Genomic DNA, 12,947 nt, shown 5'->3' on the forward strand with positions numbered 1-12,947 from the left:
GGGACGGGCGGCGGCGCGTGCTGCGTCAGCTGGTGCGGCCCTTGGCGTCGAAGCGGCGCATGCGGTCCAGGACGGTGTCGGCGGTGGGGTCGGTCAGTTCGTCGACGATGCGGCCGTCGGCGAGGAAGACGACGCGGTCGGCGTAGGCGGCGGCGACGGGGTCGTGGGTGACCATGACGACGGTCTGGCCGAGTTCGCGGACGGAGTTGCGCAGGAAGGAGAGGATCTCGGCGCCGGAGCGGGAGTCGAGGTTGCCGGTGGGTTCGTCGGCGAAGACGATGTCGGGCTTGGAGGCGAGGGCGCGGGCGCAGGCGACGCGCTGCTGCTGGCCGCCGGAGAGCTGGCTGGGGCGGTGGGAGAGGCGGCCGGAGAGGCCGACGGTGTCGACGACGCGGTCGAGCCACTGCTTGTCGGCCCTGCGGCCGGCGATGTCCATGGGGAGGGTGATGTTCTCCAGGGCGGTGAGGGTCGGCAGCAGGTTGAAGGCCTGGAAGACGAAGCCGATGTGGTCGCGGCGCAGCTGGGTGAGCTGCTTGTCCTTGAGGCCGACGAGTTCGGTGTCGCCGATGGTGGAGGAGCCGGAGCTGACGGTGTCGAGGCCGGCCATGCAGTGCATGAGGGTGGACTTGCCGGAGCCGGAGGGGCCCATGATCGCGGTGAACTCGCCCTGGGGGAAGGTGACGCTGACGTTGTCGAGGGCGACCACGCGGGTCTCGCCCTCCCCGTAGACCTTGTTCAGGCCGGTGGCGCGGGCGGCCGCCCGGCCGGTACGGACGGCACTTGCGGTCGACGTGCTCACGGGATGCTCCTCGGGTCGGGCATGGCGGACCGGGCCGTACGGCTCCGGATGCTGGCCGGCCGGGGCCCTTCCAGGGGCGTCCGGCCGTACCTCCATGCTCCTTCCGGTGATCATGGTTTCTCGTCGCTCCGCCGGACGGTTGGCCCGACCACCGCTGGGCGTACGCCCAGGTGGCGCCCTCCTCCTGCGGTATGACACCGACCCTGAGCGGAAGGCCGATGGCCGGATCGAGCGGGTCGAGTGGCCAAATCACGAACTGTTCGTCAGATGGCAAGGAAACATGACAACTTCCCCGCCTCGGAACATGCGAAAGGGGATGTCGGGCGACTAGGCTCAGGGGTGGCTCGCACGGGGGCGGAGCGTTGCTCTCCGTTCCGTCGGCGGGGCCTGGTCCGCAGAAGCCCAGATGGTGGAACGCAGACACGGGCAGCTTAAAACTGCTTGGCCGAAAGGTCGTGCCGGTTCGAGTCCGGCTCTGGGCACCGACTCGCGGGGACGCCGACCGGCGTCCCCGCCGGACGTCAGCGGCCGAATCCTTCTCGCGGCGGATGCCGATCCCTTTGCCAAGCCATTACCCTTGTGCTGCGGGCGGTGCAGTGCCGCCACGGAGGGAATGAGCAATGAGAAGCAGCAACCCGGTCTTCTCGCGGGAGGGGTCCTTCACCCGCGAGTCCGGCTACGCGGGTTTCGGGACCACCCAGACCCCGCCGGCCGGGGGCCCGAGCGCCGGCAACCCCTACGGCAACAATCCGTACGGCAACAACCCGTACGCCAACAACCCCTACGGCCAGCAGCCCCAGGGCGGGGCGCCGCTGACCGACGAGCAGCTCGTCGAGATGTACAACGCGCCCTCCGCCGGTCCCGCGGCGACGGGCCGGATGACGCTGGACGACGTGGTCGCGCGCACCGCGATGACGCTGCTCACCCTGGTCGCGGCCGGCGGTCTCGCCTGGTTCGCGCTGCCGGAGCGGAACTTCGGCCTGGCCGGCGTCGCCTCGCTGGTCGCGTTCGTGCTCGGCATGGTGATCTCCTTCAAGCGGAGCGTCAGCCCGCCGCTGATCCTGCTCTACGCGGGCCTCCAGGGCTTCGCGCTCGGTGCGATCACCAAGGTGTTCAACAGCGTCTGGGAGGGCATCGCGATCCAGGCGGTGCTGGGCACCGCGGCGGTGTTCGCGGCGATGCTGATCGCCTACAAGACCGGGCGGATCCGGGTCACCCCGCGCTACACCCGGATCGGCATCGCGATCGCCATGGGCTTCGTGCTGCTGATGCTGATCAACATGGTCGCCTCGCTGTTCGGCGCCGACATGGGGCTGCGCAACGGCCCGCTGGGCATCGTGGTCGGCCTGGTCGGCATCGGCCTCGGCGCGTTCTTCCTCTCGCTTGACTTCGCGGCGGTCGAGGAGGCCATCGCGCAGGGCGCGCCGCAGAAGGAGTCCTGGCGGGCGGCCTTCGGGCTCACCCTGTCGCTGGTCTGGATCTACATCGAGATGCTGCGGCTGATCGCGATCCTGCGCGGCGACGACTGATCCTCCGCCGCACGACCCGCTGTACCACCACTGCCGCCGGGCCCCGGAGCGACCGCTCCGGGGCCCGGCGGCTTTCGTTCCCGGTGGCCCGTATGCTCGCCGCATGTCCGAGACGTCCGATGAGAAGACCCTGGCCGAGGCCGTCGACGCGCTGGCCGACCGGTTCCGTGCGATGCCGCAGAGCCGACTGCTCGGCGCCGTCCCCGGACACCCCTCGCGGGCCGCGGCCGGACTGGCGCTGGCCCGCTGGCTGGCGGTGACGGCGCGGGCCGCCGAGGCGGTCCGGGCCGACGGCGGGGCGGACGGCCCGCCCGCGGACGAGCTGCCGGACGCCGGGGCGTTCGCCGTCGGCGACCAGCTCGCCGTGGTCGGGCACGACCTGGAGGCGGCCCTGGCCGCGCTGCCCGGGGACGCCGCGGTGGCCCTGCCGGACGGCCCGGCGGTGGCGGTGGAGGCGGTGCGGGCGCTGGCCGTGCGACGGCTGGCGGAGGCCGCGGCGGCCCTCTGACGGGCCCGGTGGCGCCGTGCGGCAGAACCGGCGGAACGCCGAGGGCCGGCCGGATCGGGTAACCCCCTCGATCCGGCCGGCCCTCGGCCTCTGCGCGCCCGGGTCGGCGCGCCCGGGTCAGATGCTGGCCACCACCCGGTCGGCGAGCACGTACACGGCGTCCTCGTCGGTGGAGAACGTCAGGGAGTAGGAGCCGGAGAACCGGGAGCCGCCGAGCAGTCGGACGTTCTCACCGGCCCGGACGGCGTCGATCAGCCGGTACGCGGCCTCGCGGTCGCCCGGGGCCACGCAGAGCGTGGTGCCGTCGGCGAAGGCGTAGACGTCCAGGGTGCCGAGCGGCCCGGGGCGGACGTCGACCAGTGCGGTGCCCTCCTCGGCCAGTGCGGTCAGCCGGGTGTCGGTCCACTCCCGGGACGGCGTCTGGCTGGGCACGAAGTCGGGGTGCGAGGGGTGGCGGCGCGGGTCGGGCGCGGTGGCCGGGGCCTCCTCGACGGCGGCCTCGGCGTCCAGCAGCCCGGACTCCAGGCCGGTGGCCAGCAGGTCGGCCTCGCGGCGGGCCCGGGCGTCCCCGGTGCCCTCGCCGGCCGGGTGGCCGCCGGAGGGGTGGCCGGCCGGGTGGGCGGGGCGCAGCGGGCCGCCGCCCTCGGGGCCGGTCCCGGCGGGTCGGGTGCCGCCGTCGCCGATGAGGTCCTCCAGCGCCGAGCGCAGGGCCTCGCCGAACTCCGGGTCCATGGTGCCCGGGTGGTCGGCGTTGTCGGCGGCCTCGTTCGGCCCGGTGGGCCGGGGGAAGAAGAGCGGCCATTCGTCGGCGGTGCTGAAGACGCCGGCGAACGGGGAGTCGAACAGCGGCGCGTCCTCGGCCGCGCGGGCCTCCTGCTCGGCCCAGAACGCCCGGGCCTCGGTGATCTCCCGCTCGCGGTCGGCGGCCAGGGCCTCGGCGACGGCCCGGCGTATCGCGGCCTCGTCGACGGTCGGGGCGACGGCGGCCCGTGCCTCCAACCGGCGGGAGATTCCCCGGAGGTGGACCAGCACGGCGGTCGACACGGCGATCAGGATCAGCAACAGGATGGTGTAGACGGCGCTCACGGAACGTACTCCTAGGGAGGAGTGGAACGGGGTTACCTCTCCACACTGCCCCATCCGGCGGTGTTACCGCAGTGGCCAATGTCCAATTTGTCGGTGACTTTCGCTCTTGTCCCCAAATTGTTAGGTAGGACCGCTCTACGCAGCGGAGTTGATCCGCTCCGCACCGTCGATTTCCGGTCCGGAAATGACAGAAAAGAGGGCCGGATCGACCTCGCGGTGTGATCCGGCCCTCAATTACGCTGCGTCACTCCAAATGGGTGGTCTGGACCCTTCCGGGTTGACAGCGCGAGGTCAGCTGAGGCGCTCCAGGACCATCGCCATGCCCTGGCCGCCGCCGACGCACATGGTCTCCAGGCCGAACTGCTTGTCGTGCCACTGGAGCGAGTTGATCAGGGTGGTGGTGATCCGGGCACCGGTCATGCCGAAGGGGTGGCCGACCGCGATCGCGCCGCCGTTGACGTTCAGCCGGTCCAGGTCGACGCCGAGGTCCCGGTAGGAGGGGATCACCTGGGCGGCGAAGGCCTCGTTGATCTCGACCAGGTCGATGTCGCCGATGGAGAGGCCCGCCCGCTTCAGCGCCTGCTTCGAGGCCTCGACCGGGCCGTAGCCCATGATCTCGGGGGAGAGCGCGCTGACGCCGGTGGAGACCACCCGGGCGAGCGGGGTGATGCCCAGCTCGCGGGCCTTGGTGTCGGACATGATCACCAGTGCGGCGGCGCCGTCGTTCAGCGGGCAGCAGTTACCGGCGGTGACCGTGCCGTCCGGACGGAACACCGGCTTGAGGCCGGAGACGCCCTCCAGCGTGACGCCGGCGCGCGGGCCGTCGTCGGTCGAGACCACGGTGCCGTCGGGCGTGGTGACCGGGGTGATCTCCCGCTCCCAGAAGCCGGCCTTGATCGCCGCCTCGGCGAGGTTCTGCGAGCGCACGCCGAACTCGTCCTGCTCGGCGCGGGTGATGCCCTTGAGCGCGGCGAGGTTCTCGGCGGTCTGGCCCATCGCGATGTAGGCGTCCGGCAGCAGCCCGTCCTCGCGCGGGTCGTGCCACTCGCCGCCGCCGGTCTCGGCCCGCAGCGCGGTGCGGGCCTGGGCGTCGCCGAACAGCGGGTTCATGGTGCCGGGCATGCCGTCCGACGTGCCGTGGATCGACCGGGAGACGGTCTCCACGCCGGCCGAGAGGAAGACGTCGCCCTCGCCGGCCTTGATCGCGTGCAGGGCCATCCGGGTGGTCTGCAGCGAGGAGGAGCAGTAGCGGGTGATGGTGGTGCCGGGCAGGTAGTCCATGCCCATCTGCACCGCCACGATCCGGGCCAGGTTGTGGCCCTGCTCGCCGCTGGGCAGGCCGCAGCCGAGCATCAGGTCGTCGATCTCGCGCGGGTCGAGCTGCGGCACCTTGGCCAGTGCGGCCTGGATGATGTGCGCGGTCAGGTCGTCCGGGCGGACGTCCTTCAGGGAGCCCTTGAAGGCCCGGCCGATCGGCGAACGGGTGGCGCTGACGATGACGGCTTCGGGCATGGCGGGCTCCTCGCTGAGCGGCGGCGGACGGGCGTCCGGGAGGAAAGTTACCGTCTGGTAGCTCAGTCGTCACCCGCCCCGGTGTGTGAGCTGGCCGACGTGTTGCCGGGCAGCGGACCGGCGCTCCCGGGGAGCCCCCCGGACAGGCCCTCGGCCATTCGGTCGGACGGCCCGCCGACCGGCTCCCCGGCGACCCAGGAGCCCGGCAGGCCGACCCGCAGCCGGTGGCGCAGCAGCGCCCAGCGCCCGGCCGCGCCGTCCTCGCCGCCGCCGACCGCCGCCACCTCGCTGCCGGCCCGGTCGGCCGCGGCCGCCGCGGCCACCGCCACCGGCAGCACCGCCTCGCCGGGGACCGGCCCGTCGGCCGGCTCCTCCTGCGGCCAGAGGCCCAGCGCGGCGCAGACCGAGGGCAGGACGGCCATCGCGGCCGTCGCGTAGCCCTGGGCGGAGGGGTGGTAGCGGTCGGCCGCGAACATCTCCGGCCTGGCCGCGAACTCCGGACCGAGCAGTGAGCCGAGCGAGACCGTCCGGCCGCCCGCCTCCACCACCGCGATGGTCTGCGCGGCGGCCAGCTGCCGGCTGACCCGGCGGGCCACCCAGCGCAGCGGCGGACGGACCGGCTTGATGGTCCCGAGGTCGGGGCAGGTGCCGACCACCACCTCGCAGCCGGCGGCCCGCAGCGCCGCGACCGTCTCGCCGAGCTGGCGCACCGCGAGCTGGGCCGGGCTGTGCCGGGTCACGTCATTGGCGCCGATCATGATCACGGCGATGTCCGGGCGGCAGGCCAGGGCCTGTTCCAGCTGGCCGGCCAGATCGGCGGAGCGGCCGCCCGAGAACGCCACGTTGGCCAGCCGGACCGGGCGCTCGGCGACCGAGGCGAGGCCGGCGGCGAGCAGTGCTCCCGGGGTCTCCCGGGCCCGCAGTACCCCGAGCCCGGCCGCGGTGGAGTCGCCCAGGAAGGCCAGGACCAGGGGCGGCTGCGGCTCGGCCGCGCTGTCGGCGAAGGCCTCGCCGTAGACGCCGTCGGCCCTCGGCGGGTCGCCGTCCAGGATGCCGATGGCCTGGACGGCCAGTTTGCTCTCGGTCAGCAGCAGGCCGACCAGGCCCACCCCCAGGACCCCGAGCCCGCCGCCGCCGTACGCCGCCGCGGTGGCGATCCGCCGGGCCACCCGGGCCCGCGACTGCTGTGTTCCTGGCACCCGGTGCCCCCTTCGCGTCCTCGTGCCACCCCGACGGGTGCCGTTCCCGATGCGTGTACACCCCTAGTACCCGCCCGGGGCGCGGCCTACGACGGGGGTGGGCCGTTCGTGGTGCGCACGGGCTCTCCGGGGCGGCCGGTACGTGGGGCGTGTCTTTCGGATCCCGCCGGGCGGGCGTCGTTGGGGCACGCACCTCGACGCCTTCTCGTCGGTCGCCGATGCTCCGCATGGACTCCCTCCTCGGCGCCGCCGATGCACGCACCCCAACGACGCCCGCCCATCCGACGGGATCCGAAAGACACGCCCTAGGCTTGCGGTACCGACAGCACTCGTATGCCCACACACCGGGAGGACCCCCGTGCGGTACCACAATTCGATCATCGACCTGGTCGGCAACACGCCGCTGGTCAAGCTGAACAAGGTCGCCGAGGGGATCAGCGCCACCGTGCTCGCCAAGGTCGAGTACTTCAACCCCGGCGGCTCGGTGAAGGACCGCATCGCCGTGCGGATGATCGAGGCCGCCGAGGCCTCGGGCGCCCTCAAGCCCGGGGGCACCATCGTCGAGCCGACCTCCGGCAACACCGGTGTCGGTCTGGCGATCGTGGCCCAGCAGAAGGGCTACAAGTGCATCTTCGTCTGTCCGGACAAGGTGTCCACCGACAAGATCAACACGCTGCGCGCCTACGGCGCCGAGGTGGTCGTCTGTCCGACCGCCGTCGCCCCCGAGCACCCGGACTCGTACTACAACGTGTCCGACCGCCTGGTCCGGGAGACCCCGAACGCCTGGAAGCCGGACCAGTACTCCAACCCGGACAACCCGGCCTCGCACTTCCACTCCACCGGTCCGGAGCTGTGGGAGCAGACCGGCGGCCGGATCACCCACTTCGTGGCGGGCGTCGGCACCGGCGGCACCATCTCCGGCACCGGCAACTACCTGAAGGAGGTCTCCGGCGGCAAGGTCAAGGTGATCGGCGCCGACCCGGAGGGCTCGGTCTACTCGGGCGGCACCGGCCGGCCGTACCTGGTCGAGGGCGTCGGTGAGGACTTCTGGCCGACCGCCTACGACCGCGACGTCGCGGACGGCATCGTCGCCGTCTCCGACAAGGACTCCTTCCAGATGACCCGCCGCCTGGCCAAGGAGGAGGGCCTGCTGGTCGGCGGCTCCTGCGGCATGGCGGTCGTCGCCGCACTGGAGGTGGCGCGCGGGCTCGGCCCGGACGACGTCGTCGTGGTGCTGCTGCCGGACGGCGGCCGGGGCTACCTCTCGAAGATCTTCAACGACGACTGGATGGCCGACTACGGCTTCCTGCCGTCCGCCACCGACGAGGCGCACATCGGCGAGGTGCTGGCCCGCAAGGACGCCATCGAGCACGAGGGCATTCCGCAGTTCGTCCACATGCACCCCAACGAGACCGTCTCCGAGGCGGTGCGGGTGCTGCGCGAGTACGGCGTCTCGCAGATGCCGGTGGTCTCGCCGGGCGCCGGCCACCCGGACATCATGGCCGGCGAGGTGATCGGCTCGGTGGCGGAGAAGCTGCTGCTGGAGGGCGTCTTCGCGGGCGACATCCAGCTGACCGACACCCTGGACCGGGTGATGTCCAAGCCGCTGCCGGTGGTCGGCTCGGGCGAGACCGTCACCAACCTGATGTCGGTGCTGGAGAAGGCCGACGCCGCGGTGGTGCTGGTGGAGGGCAAGCCGCAGGGCATCGTCACCCGCCAGGACCTGCTCGGCTTCCTGGCCGGCAGCCGCCTCGGCCACTGAGGCCCGCCGCGCGCCGACCGGCGGTCAGCCGCCGCCCCCGACCCGGTGGCTGAGGAACCGTACGGTACCGGTTCCGTTTCCGGGCGAACCGGTACACCGGCGTCATCTCCGTGCAGCACGGGCTTAACACGACTGCGGCATGGTTGTGCACACGGCAAGACGCCGAACGGGACGACAACGACCGGCCGGGAGCGGCTCCCCGGCGGTACGTCCGTCCCGGGCACGACGGTCGGTCCTGACCCGGCCGGTGGTGTCCCTGTCCGCGGAGACGTCGTCGTCCCGCCCCTGCCCGGCTCCGGCCGGCTGCCAGGGTGAGGCGGCTCCCGGACGACCCGCGCCGCTCGGCGCGTCCGCACGGCTCCCGGGTGGGGGAGACGGGCGGAAGCGGTGGGGCCGGTCCCTCCTCGAAGGGGGGACCGGCCCCGCTGCTTTTCTCCGGCGCCTCCCGGTCTTCTCCGGCGCCTCCCGGTCTTCTCCGGCGCCTCCCGGTGGGCGGGATCCCGTAGTCTCGGCGCATGACCAGCACTGACACGACCGGCCAGGACAGCCCGCGCTACGTCCGGCTCAGCATCGAGCTCATCGCCGAGATCACCGACGAGGGCGCCCTCAAGGCGGCGGCCCTGGAGCAGGTGACCGCGGACGAGTACCTCGACGACGAGGAGCGCGCGCAGTCCGTCGAGGCCATCGAGGTGGACCCGGCGGGTTCGCTCGCCCACTTCATCGACCCGGTGGCGCTGCTCGGCGACGTCCCGGGTGTCGAGCTCGCCTCGGCGACCTGGGAGTCGGCGAACACCGACTTCGACCCCGAGGACGGGGACTGGGACGAGTACGCGGTGGAGGAGTCGGCCGAGTAGGGCTCGCCCGCCACTTCCGACGAAAGCCCGGCCTGCTGTCCGCAGGTCGGGCTTTTTGTCCATATTTGGCACTTGGTTTCGTCTTCTCATACGATCGCAAGCCGTTGGTGTTGGAACCGTGAACGTACGGATTGCGTTTTTGTATCCGTAATGCCCGGATGAGCAGCAGGGAGTGGGCGACGTGACGGCACGGGACGGTCAGGGCCGGTCGGCCGCGAGCAGCTGGAGCCGACGCGGCGTACTCGCCGGGCTGGTCGGCGCCCCGGTGCTGCTGCTGGCGGCCTGCAACGACACCAAGAGCGCGGACAACGGCGCGGGCACCGGAACGACGGGCACCGGCGGTTCCGGTGGATCCGGCGGCACCGGCACCGGTTCCGGGGGCGGGAGCGGGAGCGGGAGCGGGAGCGGACAGCCGACGCCCAGTGCCACCAGCACCCCGAAGACCTCCGTCGCCGTGATCACCGTCACCCCGGCCGACGGCACCACCTCGGCCGGCTTCAGCGACCCCGTCCGGGTCGCCGTCGCCGGCGGCACCCTCACCTCGGTCGCGGTCACCGACTCCACCGGCAAGGCGCTGGCGGGCGCGCTGTCCGACGACGGCACCGTCTGGACCTCCGCCGCCTCCCCGGCCAGCGGCACCAAGTACACGGTGGCCGCCGCCGCCGTCGACAAGGACAAGCTGGAGGCCGACGCCAACGCGGTCTTCACCACCGCGACGCCGGCCAACACCTTCGTGGGCTACTTCACCCCCGAGGACGGCTCGGTGGTCGGCGTCGGCATGCCGGTCTCGATCAACTTCAGCAAGCCGGTCACCGACCGCAAGGCCGTCCAGCAGGCCATCACCGTGGTGGCCGAGCCGGGCGTCGAGATCGTCGGGCACTGGTTCTCCAGCACCCGCCTCGACTTCCGCCCGCAGCAGTACTGGGCCAAGGGCACCAAGGTCACCGTCAAGCTCCGGCTCAAGGACGTCCAGGGCGCCAAGGGCGTCTACGGCACCCAGTCCAAGGACGTCCGCTTCACCGTCGGCCGGGCCCAGACCAGCGTCGCCGACCTCGCCGCCAAGAAGCTCACCGTCACCACCGACGGCCAGGTCAGCGCCGTCTACGCGATCTCCGGCGGCTCGCCCGAGTTCCGCACCTGGGGCGGGAAGATGGTGATCACCGAGCAGTACCAGCAGACCCGGATGAACTCGCAGACCGTCGGCCTCGGCAGCGAGTACGACATCCCGGACGTGCCGCACGCCCAGCGCCTCTCCACCTCCGGCACCTTCATCCACGGCAACTACTGGTCCCCCGCGTCGACCTTCGGCAGCCAGAACACCAGCCACGGCTGCGTCGGCCTGCGCGACGTCAAGGGCGGCCAGGACGCCAACGCGGACGGCTACAAGTTCTTCAAGAGCTCGATGGTCGGCGACGTGGTCGAGGTCACCAACTCCGGGGACAAGACCGTCGTCCCGTCCAACGGCCTCAACGGCTGGAACATGGCCTGGGCCGACTGGAAGGCCGGCAGCGCGGTCTGACGCCCCCGGGCGCCGCGGGAGTTCCCCCGCTCCGGCCGCGGCCTGCCACCCGCGCGAATTCCCGGCCGCGAGGACAGAACCCCACCGGCCCCCCGAGGAGTCAGGGGGGTGTGAAACGCGAGCAGAGGGAGCGCCTGGACGCCGAGTTCAGCGCGTTCGTGGTCGGCATCGGGCCGCGGCTGATCAGGTTGGCCGAGCTGCTGACCGGCGATCCGCACCGGGCCGGGGACATCGTGCAGTCGGCGCTGGAACGCGCCTACCTGCACTGGCCCAGGATCACCGCGAACGCGGACGACCCGGCCGCCTATGTGCGGCGGATCGTCGTCAACCAGCACCGCGACTGGTGGCGGCGTTCGCGCAACCGTGAGCTGCCCACCGACCGTGCCCCCGACCGGCCGGTGCCGGCGGACTTCGCCGAGCAGCAGGCCCAGCGGGCACTGCTGCACCAGGCGCTGGCCGCCCTCACCCGGCGCGAGCGGGCGGTCGTGGTGCTGCGGTACTACGGGGACCTGAGTGAGGCCGAGACCGCCGCCGAACTGGGCATCGCGCCCGGGACGGTCAAGTCCACGCTGCACCGGGCGCTGTCGAAGCTGCGCGCACGGCCCGAGCTCGCCGACCGCACCGGCGGTCCGGCGGGCCACGACCCGAGCGACATCGAGGTGGCGGTATGAACGGCGGCGCGGAATTCGAGGAGCGGCTCGGCGAGCTGCTGACCCGGGAGGACACGGCCTGGGGGGCGGGGGGACCCGACCCGGCGGCGGTCATCGCCGGGGCGCGGCGCCGTCGGGCCCGGCGGCGGCTCGGCACGGGGGCGGCCGCGCTGGCGGTCGTCCTGGTCTGCGGGGGGACGGCGCTGACCCTCGGCGCCCCCCGGCCGACCGGCGGCGCGACGGGCACGGCAGGGGCGGCGGTCACGACGACGGCTGCCGCGGTGCCCGGCGCGGCCCCTGCGGCGTCGGCGTCGTCCCCGGTGCCGGTGGTGCCCGTCGCCACGGGGGCGGGCGCGTCGGAGCGGCCCGGCGGTCCGGGGGCGCTGCCGGACTCGCCGGTCCGGCTGGTGGTGCCCGGCAAGCAGCTCACGATCGCCGACGGCTACCGGATGAGCGTCACCGCGACCGAGTCCTGCGTCGAGAGGTGGGAGCAGACCACCGGAACGTGGGAGAAGCCGTTCGGCTGCCGCGACGCCACCAGCGACAACCTCGACCGCAGCCGGCCCACCGTCGGCGCGCAGAGCCTCGGGGACGGCGAGCGGACCGTGGTGACCGGCCTCTACCTGGGCCCGGCGCCGGCCCGGATCATGGTCGAACTCAAGGGCGTCCAGGTCGTCGCCACTCTGGTCACCACCACGGAGATGAACGGATGGACCGCCTACTACGCGGTGGTTCCCGGTGTCACCCGCTCCTCCTCCGGCCCGAACGGGCCCGAGGGCTCCCCCTCCGTCGCGGCCTGGGCCGCCGACGGGACGCGGCTCGCGGACCTGATCGACCCGCGCCGCTCCGACCCCTGGGCCACCGCGGGTGGCGGGACGGGCACACCGGCCACGCGCTGACGGCGGGCGGTACCGGTGGAGCGCCGTCGAACGCGAGGGCCGAAATCCGCCGGACTCCCGGGGGCGGCGGGGGGAGGGTGGAGGCATGACGACCACCACTCCTGCCGCTCCGCCCGCCCCGTCGGTCCTGACCGTCCGGGCGATCGACCCGGCCGTGCACCGCTCCCTGCTGGAGCGCGACGACGCCGGCCGCCCGCCGGTCCGCTCGGTCGACGAGAGCGGCGGCGCCCCGCTGCGCTGCTGCCTGGCCCGGGCCGGGGCCGGGGAGCGGATCGCCCTGCTGAGCTACGCGCCGCTGCGGCGCTGGGCCGCCGAGACCGGGGCCGAGCCCGGCCCGTACGAGGAACTCGGCCCGGTGTTCGTGCACGACGGCCCGTGCGGGGGCCCGGCGGCCGGGGAGGGCTGGCCGGAGGGCTTCCACGGCGGTCAGCGGGTGCTGCGCGGCTACGACCGGCGCGGGCACATCCTCGGCGGCGTCGTGGTGCAGCCGGAGACCGCCGAGGCGGGCGCGGCGCTCCTGCTCGCCGACCCGGAGGTGGCCGTGGTGCACGTCCGGGCGGTGGAGTTCGGGTGCTTCATGCACGAGGTCCGGCGGGGGTGACCGCGCACGCGCGGGGGGCTGGTGCCGGC

General features: G+C 73.2%; 12 protein-coding genes and 1 tRNA gene. 9 read left to right on the forward strand and 4 right to left on the reverse strand.

What is annotated here, in order from left to right; all coding sequences use genetic code 11:
* Nucleotides 1–25: 25 nt before the first annotated feature.
* Nucleotides 26–895, reverse strand: a complete 870-nt coding sequence (locus tag OG715_RS25335) for an ABC transporter ATP-binding protein (RefSeq protein WP_407661130.1) — start codon at nucleotides 893–895, stop codon at nucleotides 26–28.
* A gap of 304 nt (nucleotides 896–1,199) precedes the next feature.
* On the opposite strand from OG715_RS25335, the gene OG715_RS25340 reads away from it, so the two are divergent.
* The 3 genes from OG715_RS25340 (at nucleotide 1,200) to OG715_RS25350 (ending at nucleotide 2,836) form a co-directional block, all read left to right on the forward strand.
* Nucleotides 1,200–1,281: transfer RNA gene (locus tag OG715_RS25340), tRNA-Leu, on the forward strand.
* Nucleotides 1,282–1,419: 138 nt separating this feature from the next.
* Nucleotides 1,420–2,328 (forward strand): Bax inhibitor-1/YccA family protein, encoded by a 909-nt coding sequence (locus OG715_RS25345; protein WP_266271219.1) that lies wholly within the window; start codon nucleotides 1,420–1,422, stop codon nucleotides 2,326–2,328.
* Between the two features lie 103 nt (nucleotides 2,329–2,431).
* A complete protein-coding gene (locus OG715_RS25350; protein ID WP_266271222.1) occupies nucleotides 2,432–2,836 on the forward strand; it encodes a hypothetical protein in 405 nt (134 codons plus the stop codon).
* Nucleotides 2,837–2,953: 117 nt separating this feature from the next.
* Here OG715_RS25350 and OG715_RS25355 read toward each other — a convergent pair whose 3' ends face one another.
* The 3 genes from OG715_RS25355 to OG715_RS25365 all read right to left on the reverse strand — a co-directional run bounded on the left by OG715_RS25355 (nucleotide 2,954) and on the right by OG715_RS25365 (nucleotide 6,633).
* The gene (locus tag OG715_RS25355) at nucleotides 2,954–3,922 is read right to left on the reverse strand and encodes a hypothetical protein (RefSeq protein ID WP_266271223.1); all 969 of its coding nucleotides are present in this window, start codon (nucleotides 3,920–3,922) and stop codon (nucleotides 2,954–2,956) included.
* A gap of 291 nt (nucleotides 3,923–4,213) precedes the next feature.
* Nucleotides 4,214–5,434: an acetyl-CoA C-acetyltransferase gene (locus OG715_RS25360; RefSeq protein ID WP_266271224.1), complete on the reverse strand. Its 1,221-nt coding sequence runs from the start codon at nucleotides 5,432–5,434 to the stop codon at nucleotides 4,214–4,216.
* A 62-nt stretch (nucleotides 5,435–5,496) separates the two neighbouring features.
* The gene (locus OG715_RS25365) at nucleotides 5,497–6,633 is read right to left on the reverse strand and encodes an SGNH/GDSL hydrolase family protein (RefSeq protein WP_266271226.1); all 1,137 of its coding nucleotides are present in this window, start codon (nucleotides 6,631–6,633) and stop codon (nucleotides 5,497–5,499) included.
* A 358-nt stretch (nucleotides 6,634–6,991) separates the two neighbouring features.
* Here OG715_RS25365 and OG715_RS25370 point away from each other — a divergent pair, with 358 nt between their 5' ends.
* From OG715_RS25370 to OG715_RS25395, 6 genes are all read left to right on the forward strand, one after another.
* Nucleotides 6,992–8,395 carry a cystathionine beta-synthase gene (locus tag OG715_RS25370; protein WP_266271228.1) on the forward strand — a complete coding sequence of 468 codons (1,404 nt, stop codon included), beginning with the start codon at nucleotides 6,992–6,994 and terminating at the stop codon, nucleotides 8,393–8,395.
* Between the two features lie 515 nt (nucleotides 8,396–8,910).
* Complete coding sequence (locus OG715_RS25375; RefSeq protein ID WP_030397047.1) at nucleotides 8,911–9,249, forward strand: hypothetical protein; 339 nt, start codon at nucleotides 8,911–8,913, stop codon at nucleotides 9,247–9,249.
* Between the two features lie 172 nt (nucleotides 9,250–9,421).
* The gene (locus OG715_RS25380) at nucleotides 9,422–10,768 is read left to right on the forward strand and encodes a L,D-transpeptidase (protein ID WP_407661018.1); all 1,347 of its coding nucleotides are present in this window, start codon (nucleotides 9,422–9,424) and stop codon (nucleotides 10,766–10,768) included.
* Nucleotides 10,769–10,878: 110 nt separating this feature from the next.
* The gene (locus OG715_RS25385; protein ID WP_266271232.1) at nucleotides 10,879–11,439 is read left to right on the forward strand and encodes a SigE family RNA polymerase sigma factor; all 561 of its coding nucleotides are present in this window, start codon (nucleotides 10,879–10,881) and stop codon (nucleotides 11,437–11,439) included.
* A complete protein-coding gene (locus OG715_RS25390; RefSeq protein ID WP_266271234.1) occupies nucleotides 11,436–12,317 on the forward strand; it encodes a hypothetical protein in 882 nt (293 codons plus the stop codon). The genes OG715_RS25385 and OG715_RS25390 overlap by 4 nt, the downstream gene beginning before the upstream one ends.
* A gap of 85 nt (nucleotides 12,318–12,402) precedes the next feature.
* Nucleotides 12,403–12,918, forward strand: coding sequence for a DUF1203 domain-containing protein (locus tag OG715_RS25395; RefSeq protein WP_266271236.1), 516 nt, complete (start codon nucleotides 12,403–12,405; stop codon nucleotides 12,916–12,918).
* Nucleotides 12,919–12,947 lie beyond the last annotated feature (29 nt).

Source organism: Kitasatospora purpeofusca (genome assembly GCF_036010405.1).
GTDB lineage: Bacteria > Actinomycetota > Actinomycetes > Streptomycetales > Streptomycetaceae > Kitasatospora > Kitasatospora purpeofusca.

Bases quoted from the DNA above. Each gene is read 5' to 3' on its own strand.
- OG715_RS25335 (WP_407661130.1), bottom strand. From the start codon at position 895: ATGGAGGTACGGCCGGACGCCCCTGGAAGGGCCCCGGCCGGCCAGCAT.
- OG715_RS25345 (WP_266271219.1), top strand. From the start codon at position 1,420: ATGAGAAGCAGCAACCCGGTCTTCTCGCGGGAGGGGTCCTTCACCCGC.
- OG715_RS25350 (WP_266271222.1), top strand. From the start codon at position 2,432: ATGTCCGAGACGTCCGATGAGAAGACCCTGGCCGAGGCCGTCGACGCG.
- OG715_RS25360 (WP_266271224.1), bottom strand. From the start codon at position 5,434: ATGCCCGAAGCCGTCATCGTCAGCGCCACCCGTTCGCCGATCGGCCGG.
- OG715_RS25375 (WP_030397047.1), top strand. From the start codon at position 8,911: ATGACCAGCACTGACACGACCGGCCAGGACAGCCCGCGCTACGTCCGG.
- OG715_RS25390 (WP_266271234.1), top strand. From the start codon at position 11,436: ATGAACGGCGGCGCGGAATTCGAGGAGCGGCTCGGCGAGCTGCTGACC.
- OG715_RS25395 (WP_266271236.1), top strand. From the start codon at position 12,403: ATGACGACCACCACTCCTGCCGCTCCGCCCGCCCCGTCGGTCCTGACC.